Raw genomic sequence first — 20905 nt, 5'->3', positions numbered from 1 at the left:
CATAGTGATATGCCCTTTTTTATGTCTTAAAACTAGATAGCGTAAAATTTAAAGAGCATAAATATCTTCAAAATATCGCTCAGCTCTAGGTAAATAGTAATTGTCATAATCTAAAGAAAAAGCAATCTTAGTGGCTTTACCTTTCAATTCATGGCGTGGTACAAAACCGTAGAAGCGCGAATCAGCACTATCTCGTCTGTTATCACCTAAAACTAGATAACTATTATCAGGAACAGTGATACTGTTGAAGTTACTAAACTGGTTACTCTTATTGTTATCTATTCTAATATGATGCTTAACAGCCCCTAAATGCTCAATAGCAAATAATTGTTGAGCTTTATGTTGTGTTTGCGAATATTGTATCGCTTGGCCGTTAATGAAAAGATGTTCGTCTTTCATGCTAACAACATCCCCCGGAACACCAATTATACGTTTAATAAGGCGGTTATCGGCGGCTTGTGACTCAAATACCGCGATATCACCACGCTGAGGATCTCCTGTTACAATTAAGGAAATTTGAGTAAATGGGATTCTCAAATCGTAAGCCATTTTGTTTACAACAATGCGATCGCCTTCTTTAATAGTAGGCTGCATTGAGCCGGTTGGTACAGTGTACCAATCTGCTATTGCACTTCTAAAAACCGTCATTAATAAAATAAAAACGATAAATTGTTTATTGTTCTGCCAAGTATTGGTAATAAATTTCATGAAAAACTCTATTTGCTAAAAGACATTAGTATAGAGAAGAGTATTAATCAGAAGTTCCAAGTCGACATATTTACTTACATATTATTAACGTTTTTGTATTACATATAAGTAAGGGATTTCAGTCGTTTGTTTAGCGATAAGATCATGCTCCATAAAGCGACAAAAACTAGGAATATCTCTGGTGGTAGAAGGGTCATCGCACTTAATGAGGAGTGTTTCACCATTGGCTATTTTCCGTATGTGCAACCTGACCATCATAACCGGCTCAGGACAACGAAGGCCTGTCGCGTCTAAAAAGTGGTCAGTATTTTGAAAAATAGAGCTGCTCATAAGGTAATTAATCTAATTGATAGTAAAAAAGTGTAGACTGGTATTGTACTTTATCTACAAAATAAATCAGAGTAGATAATAAAATTAACACAACAGTACTCTATACTGTTATTACTAAAGAGCTGGAAATATTAAAAGCAATGGTAGCGATTAAAAAACTTCACTGGCTAAGCATTATAGGTATGTTCAGCTGTATCGTTCATGCCAATGAACCACTGCATCTAACGGTTGATAAAACCCAGCAGCAATTGTTTAAAAAAGCAGAAAAACTAGTAAGGAAACCTAACTCAGCTGAGTACCAAAATTTATATAACCAATTACATTATTACCCACTACAGCCATATTTAGAACAACAGAAGCTATTGGCAAATATGCAGTTGTCTTCTGCTAAAGATATCAGTCAATTTTTAGAAAAATATAAAGGCTCACCTTTAGACTGGCCATTACGTAAAGCGTGGTTAACATATTTAGCTAAGAAAAATAATGCTCAACTGTTCTTAAAATTTTATCGCCCAACAAGTAACGCAAAAATTACTTGCCAATATTATCGGTTTCAACTGCAATCAGGTTTACCAAAAAGTGTCGTTTTACCACAAGTCACTAAATTGTGGGTGGTAGGTAAATCACAAGATAAAGCGTGTGACCCACTATTTGAGCAGTGGCAACAAGCAGGGTATAGAACGAATGATGTTATTTGGCAGCGAGTAACGTTATCGGCGGATGGCGGCAAACATACCCTTATACCGTATTTAACGAAGTTGCTTCCTGCTGATCAGCAATATCTAGCTAAGTTGTGGCATAAAGTACGAAGAGACCCTTCTTTGGTGAGTAAGTTGAAATACTTTCCAAATAAATCAATTCGAGAAACAGAAATATTAACATATGGCTTGAAACGATTAATTTGGCGCTACCCAAATACGGCTTTAAAAAGTTATCAAAAAGCGCAGAAAAAATTTACCTTTACTTCTGAGCAACAAATAGCAATAAATGAAAAGTTTGCTATTGCCTTAGCGTCTAAAAACCATAAAGAAGCTCGTCTTTGGTTAGATAAACTTGAATTATCTTCGTTAAGCAAAAGTATGTTGCAATGGCGCTTATCTCAAGCACTAAAAACACAAGATTGGCAGAGATTAATCGTTGAACTGAAACAGCTGCCGACAAAATATAAAGATGAACTTCAATGGAAATACTGGTATGCAAGGGCGATCATTGAGACCGGAGCCGAGCAACGTGGTGAGTATTTACTACAACAGTTAGCGAATGAGCGTCACTACTATGGTTTTTTATCAGCCAGTTATCTACAAACCCCAGTTAGTTTAAAGGATAAACCACTATCCTTTACATTAACTGAGAAGCGTCATGTCATTAATAACCCTGCCGCTAAACGAGCATTTGAGTTTTATAGTCTAGGAAGATATGTCAAAGCTCGTTCTGAGTGGAACTATTTAATGAGTCAGTTAAATAATAGAGATCAACTCATCGCAGCCAAGGTCGCTAATGAAAACCAATGGTTTGATCGCACTATTTTTACTTTGGCTAATGCGGGCTATTTAGACGATGTTGACTTAAGGTTTCCAAAAGCTTTTAACGAAGAAATTAATTTTTACGCAAAAGATCAGAAAATTAATCCTGCATGGGCATTTGCCATAGCACGAAGAGAAAGCTCGTTTATGACTGATGCTCATTCACCTGTGGGTGCTAAAGGCCTTATGCAGTTAATGCCAAATACAGCGAAGAACTTAAAAAAAGGAAAGATCAGTAGAAGCTATTTATTAGATGCAAAAAATAATATTGCTTTAGGCACACAATATTTAAAAATATTATTAGATAAAAACAAAGGCAATCCAGTGTTAGCAACAGCCTCGTATAATGCTGGGCCTTATAGAGTAAAGAGTTGGCTTAAAAATATAGATCGGATGCCTGCAGATATTTGGATTGAAACTATTCCGTTTAAAGAAACCAGAAATTACGTGAAAAGTGTGTTGGCTTACCAAGAAATATATCAACATCAGCCTGGGCAGGTGAGTGAGGTTTTCAACCAAGTGGTTAATATGAACATTGGTGATTAGCAGGCTTTAAGGTAACTAAACTTGGTGTCAGGCATGTAAAATAAAGTTCACGAAGTTTAACTCTGGCAATTATGTGAAAATTGATGGCATAGTAAGTAAAATATGGCATGTGTTATTATGTCAAAAAATTTAAGAGAAGCATTTATGGACACCTTAACTAATACACTTAAATTAGAATATTCTGCACATATTGCTCAGCTTCAACAGCGAACAAAGCAGGCGTTAGCTCGAGAAAATTATGAAGGCGTGGTTATTCATTCAGGCCAAGAGCTAAAAGCATTCCTTGATGATAATACTTACCCTTTTAGAGTGAACCCCCATTTTAAGCACTGGTTACCTTTACTTGATATTCCCAACTGTTGGCTGATAGTAAATGGTGAAGATAAGCCAACATTAATTTATTATCAACCGGTTGATTTTTGGCATAAAGTAACACCATTATCGGAAAGTTATTGGGGAGAGTTCTTTACTATTAAGGTACTTACTCAAGCCAGTGAAGTTGATAAGTTATTACCATATGACAAAAATGATTTTGCTTATATTGGTAGTCATATAGAAGTTGCAAAGGCATTAGGGTTTGAAATAATTAATCCTGAGCCACTGTTAAACTACCTCCACTACCACCGTGCCTATAAAACTAATTATGAGCAAGCATGTTTGCGCCAATCTAATGTTCTAGCGGTTAAAGCACATAAAGCAGCGAAAGATGCCTTTTTCAATGGTGGTGCAGAGTTCGATATTCAAAATGCTTATTTAAATGCAATAGGCTACACCTGCAATGAAACGCCTTATGGCAACATAGTGGCGTTAAACAAAAATTGCTCAATATTACATTACATGACAATGGAAAAAACTTTGCCATCAGCACATCAATCATTCTTGATCGATGCTGGCGCTAATTTTAATGGTTATGCTGCAGATATCACCCGTACTTATGCATTTAAACAAGGTAAGTTTGCAGACTTAATCTCGCGCATGGATCAACTCATGCTAAATGCTGTTGATGGCTTGAAACCAGGTGTTAGTTATGTCGACTTACATGTCGCCACCCATTTAGAAATAGCAAAAGTACTGGCAGAGTTTAAATTTATCAATGTTGATGCTCAAACTGCTGTTGATTCAGGAATTGTTAGTAGCTTTTTCCCTCATGGCTTGGGTCACCACTTGGGGCTACAAGTACATGATGTTGGCGGCTTTATGGCTGATGAACGTGGTACTCATATCAACACACCTGATGATCATCCCTTCTTACGGACCTCAAGAGTCATCGAAGCAGGACAAGTCTTTACCATAGAACCTGGTTTATACTTTATTGACTCTTTATTGCAAGACTTGAAAGACTCAAAGCATGGTGAATTAGTAAATTGGCAACATGTTGATGAGATGCGCGCTTTTGGTGGTATTCGCATCGAAGACAATATTATTGTTCATCAGTCTCATAATGAAAATATGACCCGTGATGCAGGTTTAGATTAATTATTTAATGGATAAATCCTATCAAATAGCGGTTAATCAAGTTGAGCATGAAACTCTAGTTAACCGCAGCCGTTTTATTTGTTACTTATACCCTTGTACCAGTATTGAAGAAGCGAAAACTTATGTTAAACAATTACAACTTGAGCACCCTCAAGCAAGTCACCATTGCCACGCTTTTTTAACCAAGGCGGCTAATGATAGCTTAGGTTATGGGTATTCTGATGATGGTGAGCCAAGTGGCACGGCTGGAAAACCCATGTTAGCCGTTTTGCAAGGTGGCGGAGTTGGACAAGTTTGTGCAGTCGTTGTTCGATATTTTGGTGGAACTAAACTAGGCACAGGTGGTTTACAGCGAGCTTATGGGGACAGTGTTCGTCAGGCCTTAACTTTTTTGCAATCAAAAACTAAAATAGCTATGGCGGCGAAAACTTTAGCATGTCAATATAGCCAAGTTGATGATGTACTGCATATAATTAAGCAGGTAGAAGGGCAGGTAACTGAGCAAGAGTACTTACAACAGGTACAATTTAGCTTTTTGATCCCTTTGACTCAATTAACCTTGGTTGAAGAAAGGTTGCAAACATTATCAGCGGGAGAGTTAAGGTTAAAGTCTTTAGATAAACAATAAGACGCCTTTGACTATAACAGCAAGAATACTTACTCATAAAAAATAACAACACGTGCAATATAAAAACATAATAAGAATTCTTGGTTTGTTGGTAGCACTGCTTAGTGTCACCATGTTACCTCCAGCTTTAGTTTCTATGATCTACCGAGATGGTGGTGGTGTACCATTTTTAATGGCTTTTTTGTGGTGTATTTTCACTGGTTTTCTTGCTTGGTATCCTAACCGTTTTGAAAAAACAGATTTAAGAGCCAGAGAAGGCTTTTTGATTGTTGTGCTCTTTTGGCTTGTTTTAGCTAGCTTCTCTGCAATTCCTTTTATTTTATTGGAACAACCAAGCTTTACGGTAACGGATGCCTTTTTTGAATCCTTTTCAGGCTTAACTACCACAGGCGCAACAATACTCAATCATATTGAAGGCTTACCGCATGCAGTGTTGTGGTATCGCCAGCAGCTACAATGGTTAGGTGGTATGGGTATCATTGTACTCGCAGTGGCTGTGCTGCCTATGTTAGGTATTGGTGGTATGCAGCTATATCGCGCAGAAACACCTGGGCCGGTAAAAGATTCAAAAATGACCCCGCGAATAGCCGATACCGCCAAGCATTTATGGTACATCTACTTATCATTAACAATAGCTTGTGCTTTGGGTTATTGGTTGGCCGGTATGTCAGTTTTCGATGCTATTTGTCATTCATTTTCCACGATAGCTATTGGTGGCTTTTCTACCCATGATGCTAGTATGGGGTATTTTAATAGCCCCGCCATCAACCTTGTTTGTGTGTTTTTCTTAGTGATTTCAGGTGTTAACTTTGCTCTTCATTATGCCGTTGTACAGAGTAAGTCACTTAAAAATTACTTTTATGACCCAGAATTTAAAGTGTTTATCGCTATTCAAGTCGTACTGACATTAATTTGTTTTACTGTTTTGATCACCTCTGGCACTTATGAAAATACAGATAAAGCTTTTGATCAAGCGCTGTTTCAATCGGTTTCTATCAGCACAACGGCAGGCTTTGCCACAACATCTTTTGCTGACTGGCCGACGTTATTGCCAGTACTTCTAATATTCTCTAGTTTTATTGGGGGTTGTGCTGGCAGTACTGGTGGCGGTATGAAGGTTGTACGTGTTTTACTGCTTTATTTACAAGGTCTACGAGAATTAAATAAGCTTGTACATCCAAAAGCAGTTTTCAGTATTAAAGTAGGTAAAAAAGTATTACCTGATCGCGTTGTTGAAGCTGTATGGGGATTCTTCTCTGCTTATGCGGCGGTATTTGTAATTTGTATGTTATTACTACTAGCAACCGGTATGGACGATATAACGGCGTTTACTGCGGTTGCCGCTTGTATTAATAACTTAGGGCCCGGTTTAGGTGAGGTTGCAGCTAACTTCTCTGCTATCGGAGATACGAGTAAGTGGGTACTGATTATGGCGATGCTTTTTGGTCGTTTAGAGATATTTACCTTGCTGGTACTCTTTACTCCGGCGTTTTGGCGTACGTAGCCAATACGTTCAAGTATTACTAGAAATAAATAGCACTTACTTGGAATAGCCTTTCAACATCACTGATGTAGCGCTTATTGACTAAGAATAAAATCACATGATCTTCTTCTCTAATCAAGGTGTTAGAGTGTGCGATTAACACTTCTGAGCCACGTACAATAGCGCCAATAGTGGTGCCAGGAGGCAGCTTAATATTTTTAATCGCTCGTCCCACAACCTTTGACGATTTTTCATCACCTTTGGCGACAATTTCAATAGCCTCTGCAGCACCGCCACGTAAGCTATAAACATTATCTATAGTGCCACGTCTAACATGAGTTAATAGCGCTGAAATTGTTGCTTGTTGCGGTGAAATGGCAATATCGATAGCGCCACCGTGTACTAACTCAATATATGCGTCGCGCTGAATAAGTACCATGGTTTTACGCACGCCTAACTTTTTAGCCAACAAGGAAGACATGATGTTTGCTTCATCATCATTCGTTACTGCGATAAAGACATCAAACTGTTCAATATTCTCTTCTGTTAATAGCTCAATATCAGAGGAATCACCATTAAAGACAATGGTGTTATTTAATTCAGAGGTTAGTTGAGCAGCTCGTTCAGGTGAGCGCTCAATTAATTTTACTTGATGGTTTTCTTCTAAAATACGTGCAAGACCAGCACCTATATTACCTCCACCAATAATCATAATGCGCTTATAAGCGGGTTCGAGCTTTTGTAATTCGTTCATTACCGCACGTATATGAATGCTGGCGGCTATAAAAAACACCTCATCGTCAGCTTCTATAACTGTGGTGCCAAGAGGACGAATCGGTTTTCCGTTTCGATAAATTGCTGCCACACGGGTATCAACATTAGGAATGTGATCTCTTAACGTAGATAAGGCATGGCCTACCAATAAACCACCATAGTAGGCTTTTACCGCCACTAAACTAACTTTACCTTGCGCAAATTCTAGCACCTGTAATGCACCAGGGTAATCAATTAAACGAGCAATATCTCGAGTAACCAACTCTTCTGGAGCGATTACATGATCAACAGGGATATGGTGTTTATGAAAAAGCTGTTCAGAGTGTTTAAGAACTTGGTTTGAGCGAATACGAGCAATTTTTTTATGAGTATTAAATAATGAGGAACAAATTTGGCAAGTGATCATGTTAGTTGCATCATCAGAAGTTACCGCAATAACCATGTCAGCATCTTCGCCGCCGGCATTAATTAGTACTTCTGGGTGGCAACCTTGACCAGTAACCACTTGTAAATCCATTTTATCTTGTAGTTCACGTAGCTTTTCACCGTCGGTATCAACAACTGATATTTCGTTATTTTCGCCGACTAGGTTTTCCGCTAAAGTGCCGCCTACTTGGCCTGCACCCACTATAATTATTTTCATTCGTTATTATTGTTCTCGTTAATATATCGTCATGGTGCTAGATAAATTTAGGGAATACAGTTCCTTATGCCTTTATTTTTAGCAGTTTAGCATAGTAAAAGCCATCCATATTTTCTACTCCTGGCAATAGTTGCCAACCGATGCTATCACTATTCTCTGCTACACCATCAATTTTGAGTAATTTGGCGTCACTTGTACTTTCGATAAACTGCTGAACTTGTTCATTATTTTCTTGGGGTAAAATACTACAAGTTGCATATAGTAAAGTGCCACCAGGCTTAAGTAGTGCCCATATTTCTTTTAGAATTTGTTGTTGTAGTATTGCTAAAGCGTCAATATCACTCGCTTTACGAAGCCACTTTATATCAGGGTGTCGACGTATTACGCCAGTGGCAGAGCAAGGAACATCTAATAAGATGCGATCAAATAGTTGTCCTTGCCACCAAGTACTTGCATTAGTGGCATCACCAGCAATAACATTAGCTGTTAACCCTAAACGAGCTAAGTTTTCTTCAACTCTTATTAATCGACTAGGCTCGACATCAATGGCTGTCATTGAAGCGATATCCGGTGTTTGCTCTAATATATGACAAGTTTTCCCACCAGGAGCAGCACAACAATCAAGTACAATATCACCACTTTGACAGTCTAAAAGTCTCGCTGCTTGCTGAGCGGCACCATCTTGTACTGAAGCCCAGCCTTGGTCAAAGCCCGGTAATTTTGACACATCAGTAGCGCGTGTTAGCTCAATCGCCTCACTCATTGGCTCGACATTGTTAATATCTATGCCTGCATTCGTTAACAACTGCTGATATTCAGTGCTGCTGTGGTGCTGCTGGTTTGCTCTTATCCACATCGGCGGCTTTTGTTGATTGGCTTTAAGAATATCCTGCCATTGTTCAGGGTAACCTTGCTGTATTTTTTTAATAAACCAACTAGGGTGATTATAGGAAATTGACAGCGGTAGATCATCGCAAGAGTCTGTTTGTTCAGTTGCTTGTCCACGGACAAAATTTCTCAACACGCCATTAAGTAGTGCTTTCATGTGACGGTTTTTAAGGGCACTAGTCGCAGCAACAGTTTCACTGACTGCGGCATGATCTGGAATGCGCATATATTTAATTTGGTAGACGCCAACGAGTAATAAAAAATGAAATACTCGCTGTTTACCTGTTAATGGTTTTTGCATTAGCGAGCGAACATCATGTTCTAATTCTGGGAGATACCTTAAAACGCCATAGCAAATCTCTTGCAGTAAACCTTTATCTTTATCGGCGACTTTATCTTGCTGCTTAGGAAGTTCATCTCCTAAACTACGACCTTGATCTATGACGCTATAGCAGCATTTCGCGGCTAGCGCTCGAATGTTGACAGACTTCGGTTTATTAACTTTTTGGGATTGAACAGACATCTATTTAACCAAGCCATTTATGTTTGCGCCTACTTGAAACCAGTCGGCTCGACCATTGAGGATATCTTGAACGGGTAGGGCTTTTTTATTGGGTAATTGTAATATCTCTAAATGAAGTGCGCCGTTACCTGTGGCTACAACTATACCGTGCTTGTCCGATGAAACTATGGTTCCAGCTTTTTCGTTACTTGTTAGTTCTTGTACAGATGCCTGCCAAACACGAATTCTATGTTGTTTCGCTTTTTCATTGTTTTCGGTAAAAGTAAATTGAGCAACGGGCCATGGAATATAGGCGCGAACCTTTCTATCTAATTCAACGGCAGGTAAGTGCCAATCTAATTCAGCTTCTAATTTATCTAGCTTATGTGCATAGGTTGCCAACTCATTATCTTGCTTGTTGGCGATATGTTCACCAGCAGCCATTAACTTTAAGGTATCTATTAATGCTTTAGGCCCAAGTTGAGCAAGTTTTTCATATAAACTTGCACTGGTATCTTTGTTTTCAATGACACATTCAGCTGTTAAAATCATATCGCCAGTATCTAAACCTTTATCCATTTGCATAATGGTGACACCGGTTTTGTTATCTCCTGCTTCTAGCGATCGCTGAATAGGTGCTGCACCACGCCATTTTGGTAGTATTGAGCCGTGAACATTAATACAACCTAAACGTGGCGTTTCAAGAATAATTTCAGGTAATAATAAGCCATAGGCAACCACTACCATTACATCAGCATTATATTGAGCCAGTTGCTGTTGATCTTCAGCTGCTTTGAAGTTAACTGGTTGCTCTATAGTTAAGTTATGTTCAAGTGCTAATAACTTAGTTGCACAAGCGGTTAGTTTTTTACCTCGACCCGCTGGCTTATCAGGCGGGCAATACACTGCAACGATATTATGTTCACTTTGAATTAAAGATGCCAAATGTTGGGCAGCAAAATCTGGCGTGCCGGCAAAGATAATATTTAATGGTTTTGACAAAAGGGTATTTCCTACAGGTAAATATTAGGCATTGGCTTTATCTAAGCGTGCTTCTTTTTCTAATTTTGTTTTAATACGCTGACGCTTAAGTGGTGACAAGTAATCAATGAATAAAATTCCGTTTAAGTGATCTAATTCATGTTGAATACAAATGCTAAGTAATTCTTCACCATCAAGTGTAAATTCTTTACCGTCTCTATCTAAAGCTTTTACTGTGCAACTGGTGTGGCGGTTCACTTTGGCATAAGTGCCTGGTACCGATAAGCAGCCTTCTTCATTGATTAAGGTTTCTTCGCTTGTCGCTATTATTTCAGGATTAATGAGCACGATAGGTTGGTCGCCATTTTCTGAAACATCCATAACTACGATGCGTTGATGAATGTTTACTTGGGTAGCAGCTAAGCCAACGCCTTTTTCTTCATACATGGTGTCTATCATATCGTCTATAATTTGAGAGGTAGCGTCGGTAATTTCATCTACAGGGCTAGCCTTTGTTTTTAAACGAGGATCTGGAAAACGTAATACAGTTAAAATAGTCATAATCTTACAAATGTTTAATAAAAGAATTAGCGATAATTCTTTTAGAGTGTTATGTTTATTATTATAGCAACTATTATTACTGCATTTCTATAAAAGCATGAAAAACCATAATAAAGGAACAAGCCACATGCTAAAAAAAATATTGATAACATTTTCCTTGTTTGCATGTTCTTTACTTTCGTTAGCGGATCAACTGAAAATCAATAATGACGCACCAAAAACGTATGTAGTTGAAAAAGGTGATACTTTATGGGATATATCAGCAATTTTCTTAGAACAACCTTGGTTATGGCCTAAATTGTGGCGTTTAAACCCAGAAATAAACAATCCTCATTTGATTTACCCCGGCGATATTCTAACTTTAGTTTTTGATGAGCAAGGACATCCGATGTTGGTTGTTGAACCTGTAAAAGTTAAGCCTAGCTATAAATGGTCACCTAAAATTCGTCAACAAAATAAGAATGACTCAGCAATAAGAATGTTACCACTTGAGGTTATAGCGCCTTTTATTAAGTATGATCATTTATTTAGTGAAGAACAACTTGATGCTTTGCCTTATGTTGTAGGAAGTGATGAAGGATATCGCTCAAGTATTACTGGCTTTAAAGTGTACGTAAATAAAGATTTAGATTTAGCAAAAACATATGCCATTTATAATAAAGGCGAGGAAATCATTGACCCTGAAACGGAAGAATCTTTAGGTTTTTATGTTGACCTAGTTGCGACCGCTCTAGCATTGCGCACAGGAAATATGGCAGAAAATGAGCCGGCGACATTAAAAGTGTCGACCGCCAAACGTGAGATTCGTTCAGGTGACTATGTCGTGCCAGTTCATGATGGCCAAATGTTACCTTCTATTTTTACCATGAAAGCTGCGGATAAAGAGCTTAAAGGAACAATAGTGAAAGCAGCCAGTGATGGACGAGAGTTTGGAAAACTGGAAGTTGTGATGATTAATCGTGGTGCAGACGATCAGGTTTCTGTTGGTGACGTGATGGCTATTAAGCGTTTAAGTCCTGGTGTTGTCGAAACAAGCTCAGGCCCTAAGTATACGGATGATGCACCAATGTGGGATCGTATGTTAACGCCAAACGGCTCAGATTATAAAATGCCGGAAGAGCCTTTAGGTGAACTCATGGTATTTAAAGTGTATCAAGAAGCCAGTATGGCGCTGATATTACGTACCGAAAAACCTGCAAGACTGAAAGATATTGTCACTGCCCCTGAGTAACCAAGTTTCTGCTCTAAAAGCGTGATGTAAGTTTAATGGATTAAATTTAAAACAGGGAAACCAGCCTTTGACCAATATTTTTGGGGTTAAAGGTGGGAGGTTTAACATGGAAAAAAGTAACCGTCATTATTGGCTGGCGTTGAAGCTTGTACCTAGATTGGCAGTGCATAAAAAATTAGCGTTGGTTAACTCTTTTGGTTTACCAGCGCTTTTTTCTTTGTCAAAAGAAAACCCTTCAATTTTAACCTCCGCAAATAACTTAACCGCTAAACAACTAGCCGCTTTTAATCAGCCTGATTGGAATTTGGTTGATCGAATTATTCTAGAAAGCGAGTTGTGCACGAGTAAGATCATCACTTTCGATGATGAATATTATCCTAAATTATTAAAGCAAATTTATGACCCACCATTGGTGTTATTCGTTAAAGGTAGGGTTGAACTTCTCAATAAAGTGCAAGTGGCTATCGTTGGTAGTAGAGCGGCCAGTGTTAACGGTCGAGAGGCAGCATTTGATTTAGCTAAACAACTCGCTGAGCAAAATATTGCCATAACTAGCGGCTTAGCTTTAGGCGTTGATGCTGCTGCACACAAAGGAGCGTTATCAACTAAAGCCGGTACCATAGCCGTTGTGGCAACAGGGTTAGATAAAGTATATCCAGCAAGGCATAAGCCACTCGCTAGTCAAATAGAAGCGAATGATGGTGCTATTGTCAGTGAGTTCTTGCCAGGAACGGCCCCTAAAGCCGGTCATTTTCCGAAACGAAATCGACTTATCAGCGGCTTAAGTGTGGGAGTGTTAGTGGTAGAAGCGGCGTTAAAAAGTGGCTCGTTAATTACAGCACGTTGTGCATTAGAGCAAAACCGAGAAGTATTTTCCGTTCCAGGGGGGATCCACAATCCTCAGGCGAAAGGATGCCATTGGTTAATAAAACAAGGCGCTAAACTTGTAGAGAGTGCAGCCGATATAATAGAAGAACTAAGCACTAGCGTGTCTAGTGAACTACACTTAAATCATGAACAACAAACACTTGCATTAAAGCCCGTAATAAAATATGAAAAAAACTCGAATAATGACTTGTGCAATGATGTATTGTTGGCTAGTGTGGGATTTGAAATTACTCCCGTTGATAAAGTAGTTTCTCGAAGTGAACTTCCCGTAGAGGAAGTGTTAACTAGGTTAACAATGTTAGAGCTAAATGGTTTAGTCGCAGCGGTACCAGGAGGCTATCTCAGGTTATCGTAAATAATTCTCATCGATATAAGGGGTTAGTGATGTTTGATATCTTAATGTATCTTTTTGAAAATTATATTCATAGTGAAGCCGAAGTTATGGTGGATCATGACATTTTAACGGATGAGTTAACTCGTGCAGGATTTCACCAAGATGAAATCTATAAAGCGTTAAGTTGGTTAGAAAAACTTGCTGCTTTGCAAGACACAGATGCTTATCCTTATTTAACGCGAGTTGGTAACCAATCAGTTCGTATATATACAGAAGATGAAATGCGTTTACTGGATACAGAAAGTAGAGGTTTCATTCTGTTTTTAGAGCAGATTAATGTGCTTGACTTTAGTACTCGTGAAATGGTTATTGATAGAGTCATGGAGCTCGATACTCAACATTTCAGTATTGACGATCTAAAATGGGTTATATTGATGGTGCTATTTAACCTTCCGGGGCAAGAAAACGCTTACTCGAAAATGGAAGATCTTGTTTTTGATGAGCAAGAAGGCCCTTTACATTAACTTTCATCCTAACCTATAGCGTTATTAGCTAGCGTTGTGGCATAATATGTCACAACGTCCATCGTAATTTTGTGCTTCACAATGTCTAAATCGTCAGATACTGAAAACGACAAGCCCCTTTTCTCACGCCATGAACATGCGCTTGAAAAAACAGATGAAGTTTGTCCTGAATGTAGCGCAGAGTTAGTTATAAAACACGGTAAAAAAGGAGCCTTTTTTAGTTGCTCTAGTTACCCTACTTGTCAATTTACCCGCTCTGTTGTTGAACATGAACGGGTAGAAGATACTATTTTACCTGGTAGTGAGTGTCCACTATGTGGAGAAGAGTTAGCGGTCAAAGAAGGTCGCTACGGTATGTTTATTGGCTGTACAAACTACCCAGAATGTAAACATATTGAAGGGGAGCAACAGCATGAAGAGCTTGATGTTGATTGTCCATCTTGCCAAACAGGTAAATTGAAAGAAAAAACTAGTCGCTTTGGCAAAACCTTTTATTCGTGCGATCAATACCCTAAGTGCAAATATGTAATTAATTATCCACCGGTTGCTGAGCAATGTCCGGATTGTCACTGGTCTATTTTAATTACCAGACATATGGCAGGCGGAGAAATGGTTATGTGCCCGCAAAAAAAATGTGGTTATAAGCGTAAGGCTTCTTAATCTGCATTGTTTTCGATATCACTCATTAGTTAAGTTTTATCTCATCGTAAACAAGGTTATAATACTTCGATTGCAATTGTACTTATTTCAGTACTACATAGCGCCTCACAGAGGCATCATTAAATTAATACGAAAGGCTTTTGAACATGACAGTAGGTATTATCATGGGTTCAAAGTCGGATTGGCCGACTATGAAACATACAACAGATATGCTTGATCTTCTTAATGTACCTTATGAAACCAAAGTAGTTTCTGCACATAGAACTCCACACTTATTAGCAGAGTATGCAGAAAGCGCTAAAGAAAGAGGCCTAAAGGTTATTGTTGCTGGTGCTGGTGGCGCAGCTCATTTGCCGGGCATGGCAGCAGCATTTACTAGTTTGCCTGTTTTAGGTGTTCCTGTTCAGTCGAAGGTATTGAGTGGTAAAGACTCTTTACTCTCAATAGTACAAATGCCTAAAGGCATAGCGGTTGGTACATTAGCTATTGGTACAGCAGGCGCAGCAAATGCGGGCCTTCTTGCAGCACAAATCATTGGTACGCACGACACTACTGTGATGGCAGCGATAGAGAAGTTTAGAAAAGAGCAAACTCAAAATATCCTTGATAACCCGAACCCGGCTGAGTAAATCATAAAATGAAGGTTTTAGTATTAGGTGCTGGTCAGTTAGCTCGTATGATGGCATTGGCGAGTAAGCCATTAAATATAGATGTTAGGGCTTATGATGTTGGCAGCGCTCAAGTTGTTGACCCCTTATCACCCAATATCACTTTCGGTGATCTGACCTCAGGTATCGACTTTGCGGATTCTATCACCGCAGAGTTTGAACATATTGATCATGATGTTTTGATGCAGTGTGAGGCTTCTGGTAAGTTATTTCCAAGCAGTCAATCTATAAAAACCGGTGGTGATAGAAGATTAGAAAAGAATTTGCTATCACAAACCAGTGTAAAAAATGCCACACATCAAGTTGTTTCCACCAAAGCCGAATTTGATCGTGCGATAAGCACATTAACTTTACCGTTAATTTTAAAAAGTGCTCTGGCTGGATATGATGGTAAAGGTCAATGGCGCTTAAAGGATTTATCACAAGCTGAAACTATTTGGCAAGAGGTGGATACCTTTATCAAAGAAGATACCAGCGGACAACAACAAGCCGTTGTAGTTGAACAAATGGTCTCATTTGATCGTGAATTGTCTATGGTTGGTGTTCGAGATAAAAATGGTGACACCCATTCATACCCATTAACTGAGAATCATCACACTAATGGTGTGCTAAGTGTTTCTTTAGCTACCAACGAACATCAAGTTCTGCAAGAGCAAGCATCTGAAGCATTTGATAAAATAGCTAACGCTTTAAATTATGTTGGCGTACTTGCCATCGAGTTCTTTCAAGTAGGCGATTCTCTGCTGGTTAACGAAATTGCACCACGTGTGCATAATTCAGGACACTGGACTCAGCAGGGTGCAGATACTTGTCAGTTTGAAAATCATATGCGTGCTGTGTGTCAGCTACCATTAGGGTCAACAGCTTTAATTAGACCGACTGCTATGGTTAATATTTTGGGTGCAGATAGTGTTCCTAATAGTATATTAGCCATACCTAGTGTTAGCTTGCATTGGTATGGAAAAAGTAAACGTGCAGGAAGAAAAATGGGACATATTAATGTTTCAGGTCATGATAGAAATGAACTACTTAACCGTTTACAGCAAGTTTCAAAGCAATTACCTGAAAGTGATTTTCCTGAAGTAAACGAATACGTTAATCAATTACAGTAATTCAACTAAGTTAATTAATATTTGAATGGCTGATTTACTATCGGCCATTTTGTTTTTACGATTTACATAATAGTTAGTTTCAATAATATATTTATGTCTACGGTTTTAAAAGTATACCTACAAGGTGGTGTTATCGCGTATCCAACGGAGGCCGTGTTTGGCATAGGTTGTGATCCTGATAATCAAGCAGCGCTTGAAAAGCTGCTTACCATTAAAAATAGATCCCATGAAAAAGGCTTGATATTACTAGCAGGTGAATTCTCTCAATTATTACCTTACTTAGATATTTCTCAGCTATCTCAAACACAGATTGATACCATTTTAAGTCGATGGCCAAATGGCGTTACGCAAGTATTACCTGCTAGTCCTGATATTTCACCATTATTAACCGGACGATTTACTAGTATTGCTGTTCGCATAACAGATCAAGAAGATGTAGTTTCACTATGTAAGCAAACTGGAAAGCCTATTGTTTCAACTAGTGCTAACCTGTCTGGTGAAGAGCCGGCAAGAACATGGCAAACCTTAGATGATAATCTAATCGTAATGATAGACTACCTTATTAAAAGCAACACATTGTCATATCAACAGCCTTCAAAAATTATCAATGGCCTTACCGGAGAAGTGTTTCGCCCATGAATAGTATTAAGATCAATACAGTCGTTGAGTACTTAAAGACTCTACAAGATCAAATATGTCAATCTTTGGAAAAAGCGGATGGCGAAGCCTCATTTGTTGAAGATAGCTGGAAACGCCCTGAAGGTGGAGGAGGTAGAACACGAGTCTTAACTGATGGAGCCGTGATAGAGCAGGGCGGAGTGAACTTTTCTCTTGTTTCTGGAGATAAATTACCACCATCAGCAACAGCACACCGGCCAGAGCTTGCTGGTCGAACATGGCAGGCTTGTGGTGTGTCATTAGTTATACACCCGAAAAACCCTCATATTCCAACTTCTCATGCTAATGTTCGGTTTTTTATTGCTGAAAAAGAAGGAGAGGAGCCTGTTTGGTGGTTCGGTGGTGGTTTTGATTTAACACCTTTTTATCCACAAGAAGAGGATGTTCAGCATTGGCATCAAACCGCTTATGAGTTGTGTAAACCTTTTGGTGAGGACATATACCATAAACATAAAAAATGGTGTGATGAATACTTTTATTTAAAACACCGTGATGAAACGAGAGGTGTAGGTGGTTTATTTTTTGATGATTTAAACCAATGGGATTTTGACACCTGTTTAAATTATATTAAAGCTGTTGGTCAAGGCTTTGTTGATGCCTATGTACCTATAATTAATAAGCGAAAAGCGACACCTTTTACAGAACACCAACGACAGTTTCAGCTATATCGTCGTGGAAGGTATGTAGAATTTAATCTGGTCTTTGATCGCGGTACCTTATTTGGCTTACAGTCAGGTGGAAGAACCGAATCTATTTTAATGTCGATGCCTCCTTTAGCGCGATGGGAATATAATTATCAGCCAGAAGACGATTCTGCAGAAGCTAAATTGTATTCACGCTACTTAACACCGCAAAATTGGTTAGCTCTTTAAATAATCCAAGTAAACTAACTTATAAATTGACACGATTCACAGCTGGTTTCGTGTCAAAAAATCAAGGGACTCTTGAAGTAGGCGCTTTTACCTCGAACAAAATTTAACCGCGAAAAATCAGCTTTCCCTAGCCCCGTATATAAATATATTGATCAAAATCAATAAAGCTCAGGTCAAAGCATTGCTTGTCCTAAAAACCTTGTCCTAAATCAACTTTATAAATATGAGTAGACTTATCATACCCACAAACATTTAAGGGGTATAAAACATGAATAAATCACTTCTAGCATTAGCGTTGCTATCAAGCTTTTCAACAGCAGCACTTGCAAATCAAGCGGGCGATATTTTAATACGTGGTGGTATGACTTTAGTAAATCCAGATAGTGGACACTCAACAGTCGCACTTGATGGTAACGCCACGCCACTAGCACTTTCTGTAGACGATAATACGCAATTAGGACTAAATTTTGTATATTTCTTTGATAGTAATTGGGCTATTGAAGTATTAGCAGCGACACCTTTTACACATGATGTGATTTTACAAGATCCTGACGGTGTTACTGATGCTGTATATGGTATTGACTTAAATGGCGCTAAACTAGCAGAAGTAACTCACTTACCACCAACGGTTAGTGCTCTATACTATTTTGATACAGGCACAGCAATTAAACCTTACGTTGGCGTGGGTGTTAACTACACCATTTTCTTTGATGAAGAGTTTACCGACACACCAACAGTGGCAGGGTTCAGTAATTTAGAGTTAGATGGTTCATTTGGATTATCACTACAAGTAGGTGCTGATTACGAATTAAGTGATAATTGGTCGTTAAATGTCTCTGCACGCTATATTGATATTGAAACAGATGCAACTTTTGACTTGGCTGATCCTTTAGGGGCAGGCCTTGAAGGAAAAGGTAGCGCGAAGGTTGATGTAAACCCAATGGTTTACTCAGTAATGCTTGGATACAAGTTCTAATAAATTTAAATTGAATAAATCATAAGAAAAAGCAGTAGTATATTACTGCTTTTTTTATGTCCTTAAAATACCAATTCAGTTAACCTAAGGATAATATTTAGAAAAGGTTATTTTTATGGATCAATATCGTGTTTTTGGTAACCCCATTAAGCAGTCACGCTCTCCCTTTATTCACCAGTCATTTGCCAAAGAGACCAGTCAGCTACTGAATTATGAAATTCAATTTGCTGAATTAGATGGCTTTAGCAATGCGGTAACAGAATTTATCGCGGCAGGCGGCAAAGGAGCAAACGTTACCGCTCCATTTAAAGAGCAAGCAATGGCAATGTGCGATGAATTAACTGAGCATGCTAAATTTTCCGGTGCGGTTAACACGCTTTCTTTTAAAAATGGCAAGATCTATGGAGATACCACAGACGGTGTAGGGTTAGTGAACGATTTAATTGCTAACGGTGTAAAACTTGAAAATAGTCAAATCTTGTTATTAGGAGCTGGCGGAGCATCAAAAGGTGTCGTTCTACCTTTACTTAATCAAAACCCTAAAAGTTTAACTATTGCAAATAGAACAGTATCAAAAGCTCAAGCCATTGTTGATCAATATACTAACCAGCCTCTTTCAGCTTGCTCATTTCAACAAGCGAACGAGCAAGAGTTTGATATCATTATTAATGCGACTTCAGCCGGTTTAACAGGTGGTGGCATACCTATTAGCGAAAACCTCATTACAGTAAAAAGCGTTTGTTACGATATGACTTACGGTAAAAATCTCACTCCATTTTTGCAAAAAGCAAAAAAACAAAATGCAGATAAAGTGATTGATGGCTTAGGTATGTTGGTAGGACAAGCTGCAGAGAGCTTCTATATTTGGCGTGGCGTAAAACCCAATGTGGAAGCTGTAACAAAACAGTTAAAAGCATCAATGATGGAGGAGTAAACCGTGAATCAAGCGATTTTATTTAATGATGACTTAGTGTTTGATAAAAAAAGTGATGCTTGGTGTTTCACTGCCATTCTATCAGGGCAGAGCATTACAATTTACTTTCATTCTTTACAATTAAAGCGGCTTGATGAAATAGATCAGTGTACAAAGTTTGATTTAGAAGAAATTGTTGAGCTCTGGCTCGAAAAAAATGAACCAGAGGGAAATGTAATAAATATTAATATGCGTTAGATTTCGTCTAAGTACTCATTTTTTAGTTTCACATAATTCAATGCTGACTGTTTAAGAAAAGCGGATTCACTGGGCTTTAGTTCTCTAACTTTTCTCATAGGGTTCCCAACATATAAATAACCACTTTCTAGAACCTTGTTAGGTGGAACTAAAGTGCCGGCTCCAATAAAAACATCATCATTTACGATAGCTCCATCCATAATTATTGCGCCCATACCCACTAATATACGATCACCTAAAATACAGCCATGCAACATGCATTTATGACCTACTGTTACATCAGCACCAATAATTAACGGGTTGCCATTAGGGTTATGCTCACTTTTGCGGGTGACATGTAACACGGTTCCATCTTGAATATTACTGCGCTCACCAATAGTAATAGTATTAACATCACCGCGTGCAGCTACAAGTGGCCATATGCTGACATCATTAGCTAAAGTGATATCCCCAACAATAACCGCAGAAGAATCAATATAAGTATCGTCACCAATCGTTGGTGCAATGCCTTTGTATGTACGAATAGAATGGGTAGTTGGAGAATGTAATAAAGAAGTCATAGCTAAAATTAGTTAAAGATGAATTGAACAGTAAGATAGCACAAAACAGACAAGCCATAAAAGGAGCGCGCAATAAGTACACATGTTGTTGATATAAACCTCAATAAACACGGGGGCTGTATGATAATCATTCGAACGCATAGAAAAATGAAACTTTAATGAAATATGTGTTGACCTCAGGCTAAAAC

General features: G+C 38.5%; 22 protein-coding genes. 15 read left to right on the top strand and 7 right to left on the bottom strand.

All coding sequences use genetic code 11. The features are described 5' to 3' along the window. Positions 1–48: 48 nt before the first annotated feature. On the bottom strand, positions 49–708 hold the full coding sequence (gene lepB, locus AC27IF_RS19280; protein WP_487055983.1) for a signal peptidase I: 660 nt from the start codon (positions 706–708) through the stop codon (positions 49–51). 84 nt (positions 709–792) lie between these two features. Next, positions 793–1038, bottom strand: a complete 246-nt coding sequence (gene tusA, locus AC27IF_RS19275; RefSeq protein ID WP_487055982.1) for a sulfurtransferase TusA — start codon at positions 1036–1038, stop codon at positions 793–795. 140 nt (positions 1039–1178) lie between these two features. Between tusA and AC27IF_RS19270 the strand changes: the two genes are divergently transcribed. The 4 genes from AC27IF_RS19270 (at position 1179) to AC27IF_RS19255 (ending at position 6715) form a co-directional block, all read left to right on the top strand. After that, positions 1179–3107 carry a transglycosylase SLT domain-containing protein gene (locus AC27IF_RS19270; RefSeq protein ID WP_487055981.1) on the top strand — a complete coding sequence of 643 codons (1929 nt, stop codon included), beginning with the start codon at positions 1179–1181 and terminating at the stop codon, positions 3105–3107. Between the two features lie 144 nt (positions 3108–3251). Next, on the top strand, positions 3252–4583 hold the full coding sequence (gene pepQ, locus AC27IF_RS19265) for a Xaa-Pro dipeptidase (RefSeq protein ID WP_487056000.1): 1332 nt from the start codon (positions 3252–3254) through the stop codon (positions 4581–4583). Between the two features lie 7 nt (positions 4584–4590). Next, entirely contained in the window at positions 4591–5211 is a 621-nt protein-coding gene (locus AC27IF_RS19260; RefSeq protein WP_487055980.1) for a YigZ family protein, read from the top strand. Between the two features lie 52 nt (positions 5212–5263). Further along, on the top strand, positions 5264–6715 hold the full coding sequence (locus AC27IF_RS19255) for a TrkH family potassium uptake protein (protein ID WP_487055979.1): 1452 nt from the start codon (positions 5264–5266) through the stop codon (positions 6713–6715). Positions 6716–6734: 19 nt separating this feature from the next. Here the strand turns inward: AC27IF_RS19255 and trkA are convergent, their stop codons facing one another. The 4 genes from trkA to def all read right to left on the bottom strand — a co-directional run bounded on the left by trkA (position 6735) and on the right by def (position 11043). Further along, positions 6735–8111: a Trk system potassium transporter TrkA gene (trkA, locus tag AC27IF_RS19250; protein WP_487055978.1), complete on the bottom strand. Its 1377-nt coding sequence runs from the start codon at positions 8109–8111 to the stop codon at positions 6735–6737. A gap of 64 nt (positions 8112–8175) precedes the next feature. Then, a complete protein-coding gene (gene rsmB / locus AC27IF_RS19245) occupies positions 8176–9522 on the bottom strand; it encodes a 16S rRNA (cytosine(967)-C(5))-methyltransferase RsmB (protein WP_487055977.1) in 1347 nt (448 codons plus the stop codon). After that, positions 9523–10503, bottom strand: coding sequence for a methionyl-tRNA formyltransferase (gene fmt, locus AC27IF_RS19240; RefSeq protein WP_487055976.1), 981 nt, complete (start codon positions 10501–10503; stop codon positions 9523–9525). It abuts the gene before it with no gap. Positions 10504–10527: 24 nt separating this feature from the next. Further along, positions 10528–11043, bottom strand: coding sequence for a peptide deformylase (gene def / locus AC27IF_RS19235; protein ID WP_487055975.1), 516 nt, complete (start codon positions 11041–11043; stop codon positions 10528–10530). A 127-nt stretch (positions 11044–11170) separates the two neighbouring features. Here def and AC27IF_RS19230 point away from each other — a divergent pair, with 127 nt between their 5' ends. From AC27IF_RS19230 to AC27IF_RS19180, 11 genes are all read left to right on the top strand, one after another. After that, positions 11171–12274 (top strand): LysM peptidoglycan-binding domain-containing protein, encoded by a 1104-nt coding sequence (locus tag AC27IF_RS19230; protein WP_487055974.1) that lies wholly within the window; start codon positions 11171–11173, stop codon positions 12272–12274. 106 nt (positions 12275–12380) lie between these two features. Further along, positions 12381–13517 (top strand): DNA-processing protein DprA, encoded by a 1137-nt coding sequence (dprA, locus tag AC27IF_RS19225; protein WP_487055973.1) that lies wholly within the window; start codon positions 12381–12383, stop codon positions 13515–13517. Positions 13518–13546: 29 nt separating this feature from the next. Beyond that, the gene (locus AC27IF_RS19220) at positions 13547–14020 is read left to right on the top strand and encodes a DUF494 family protein (RefSeq protein ID WP_487055972.1); all 474 of its coding nucleotides are present in this window, start codon (positions 13547–13549) and stop codon (positions 14018–14020) included. Positions 14021–14101: 81 nt separating this feature from the next. Further along, positions 14102–14680 carry a DNA topoisomerase family protein gene (locus AC27IF_RS19215; protein WP_487055971.1) on the top strand — a complete coding sequence of 193 codons (579 nt, stop codon included), beginning with the start codon at positions 14102–14104 and terminating at the stop codon, positions 14678–14680. 146 nt (positions 14681–14826) lie between these two features. Continuing rightward, positions 14827–15309, top strand: coding sequence for a 5-(carboxyamino)imidazole ribonucleotide mutase (purE, locus tag AC27IF_RS19210; RefSeq protein ID WP_487055970.1), 483 nt, complete (start codon positions 14827–14829; stop codon positions 15307–15309). An 8-nt stretch (positions 15310–15317) separates the two neighbouring features. Next, complete coding sequence (locus AC27IF_RS19205; RefSeq protein WP_487055969.1) at positions 15318–16460, top strand: 5-(carboxyamino)imidazole ribonucleotide synthase; 1143 nt, start codon at positions 15318–15320, stop codon at positions 16458–16460. Between the two features lie 93 nt (positions 16461–16553). Continuing rightward, a complete protein-coding gene (gene tsaC / locus AC27IF_RS19200; RefSeq protein WP_487055968.1) occupies positions 16554–17099 on the top strand; it encodes an L-threonylcarbamoyladenylate synthase type 1 TsaC in 546 nt (181 codons plus the stop codon). After that, on the top strand, positions 17096–18010 hold the full coding sequence (hemF, locus tag AC27IF_RS19195) for an oxygen-dependent coproporphyrinogen oxidase (RefSeq protein WP_487055967.1): 915 nt from the start codon (positions 17096–17098) through the stop codon (positions 18008–18010). The genes tsaC and hemF overlap by 4 nt, the downstream gene beginning before the upstream one ends. A gap of 268 nt (positions 18011–18278) precedes the next feature. Then, positions 18279–18986, top strand: coding sequence for an OmpW/AlkL family protein (locus tag AC27IF_RS19190; protein WP_487055966.1), 708 nt, complete (start codon positions 18279–18281; stop codon positions 18984–18986). A gap of 115 nt (positions 18987–19101) precedes the next feature. After that, positions 19102–19920, top strand: a complete 819-nt coding sequence (aroE, locus tag AC27IF_RS19185) for a shikimate dehydrogenase (RefSeq protein ID WP_487055965.1) — start codon at positions 19102–19104, stop codon at positions 19918–19920. Positions 19921–19923: 3 nt separating this feature from the next. Continuing rightward, a complete protein-coding gene (locus AC27IF_RS19180; RefSeq protein ID WP_487055964.1) occupies positions 19924–20157 on the top strand; it encodes a hypothetical protein in 234 nt (77 codons plus the stop codon). Here AC27IF_RS19180 and AC27IF_RS19175 read toward each other — a convergent pair. After that, positions 20154–20717: a gamma carbonic anhydrase family protein gene (locus AC27IF_RS19175; protein WP_487055963.1), complete on the bottom strand. Its 564-nt coding sequence runs from the start codon at positions 20715–20717 to the stop codon at positions 20154–20156. The two genes, AC27IF_RS19180 and AC27IF_RS19175, sit on opposite strands and share 4 nt — an antisense overlap. Positions 20718–20905 lie beyond the last annotated feature (188 nt).

Source organism: Colwellia sp. KS18-150, assembly GCF_057551365.1.
This window is presented reverse-complemented; position numbering and strand designations above follow the sequence as displayed.

Coding starts and splice junctions, on each gene's coding strand:
- lepB (WP_487055983.1), bottom strand. CDS start 708: ATGAAATTTATTACCAATACTTGGCAGAACAATAAACAATTTATCGTT.
- tusA (WP_487055982.1), bottom strand. CDS start 1,038: ATGAGCAGCTCTATTTTTCAAAATACTGACCACTTTTTAGACGCGACA.
- AC27IF_RS19270 (WP_487055981.1), top strand. CDS start 1,179: ATGGTAGCGATTAAAAAACTTCACTGGCTAAGCATTATAGGTATGTTC.
- pepQ (WP_487056000.1), top strand. CDS start 3,252: ATGGACACCTTAACTAATACACTTAAATTAGAATATTCTGCACATATT.
- AC27IF_RS19260 (WP_487055980.1), top strand. CDS start 4,591: ATGGATAAATCCTATCAAATAGCGGTTAATCAAGTTGAGCATGAAACT.
- trkA (WP_487055978.1), bottom strand. CDS start 8,111: ATGAAAATAATTATAGTGGGTGCAGGCCAAGTAGGCGGCACTTTAGCG.
- rsmB (WP_487055977.1), bottom strand. CDS start 9,522: ATGTCTGTTCAATCCCAAAAAGTTAATAAACCGAAGTCTGTCAACATT.
- def (WP_487055975.1), bottom strand. CDS start 11,043: ATGACTATTTTAACTGTATTACGTTTTCCAGATCCTCGTTTAAAAACA.
- AC27IF_RS19230 (WP_487055974.1), top strand. CDS start 11,171: ATGCTAAAAAAAATATTGATAACATTTTCCTTGTTTGCATGTTCTTTA.
- dprA (WP_487055973.1), top strand. CDS start 12,381: ATGGAAAAAAGTAACCGTCATTATTGGCTGGCGTTGAAGCTTGTACCT.
- AC27IF_RS19220 (WP_487055972.1), top strand. CDS start 13,547: ATGTTTGATATCTTAATGTATCTTTTTGAAAATTATATTCATAGTGAA.
- AC27IF_RS19215 (WP_487055971.1), top strand. CDS start 14,102: ATGTCTAAATCGTCAGATACTGAAAACGACAAGCCCCTTTTCTCACGC.
- purE (WP_487055970.1), top strand. CDS start 14,827: ATGACAGTAGGTATTATCATGGGTTCAAAGTCGGATTGGCCGACTATG.
- AC27IF_RS19205 (WP_487055969.1), top strand. CDS start 15,318: ATGAAGGTTTTAGTATTAGGTGCTGGTCAGTTAGCTCGTATGATGGCA.
- tsaC (WP_487055968.1), top strand. CDS start 16,554: ATGTCTACGGTTTTAAAAGTATACCTACAAGGTGGTGTTATCGCGTAT.
- hemF (WP_487055967.1), top strand. CDS start 17,096: ATGAATAGTATTAAGATCAATACAGTCGTTGAGTACTTAAAGACTCTA.
- AC27IF_RS19190 (WP_487055966.1), top strand. CDS start 18,279: ATGAATAAATCACTTCTAGCATTAGCGTTGCTATCAAGCTTTTCAACA.
- aroE (WP_487055965.1), top strand. CDS start 19,102: ATGGATCAATATCGTGTTTTTGGTAACCCCATTAAGCAGTCACGCTCT.
- AC27IF_RS19175 (WP_487055963.1), bottom strand. CDS start 20,717: ATGACTTCTTTATTACATTCTCCAACTACCCATTCTATTCGTACATAC.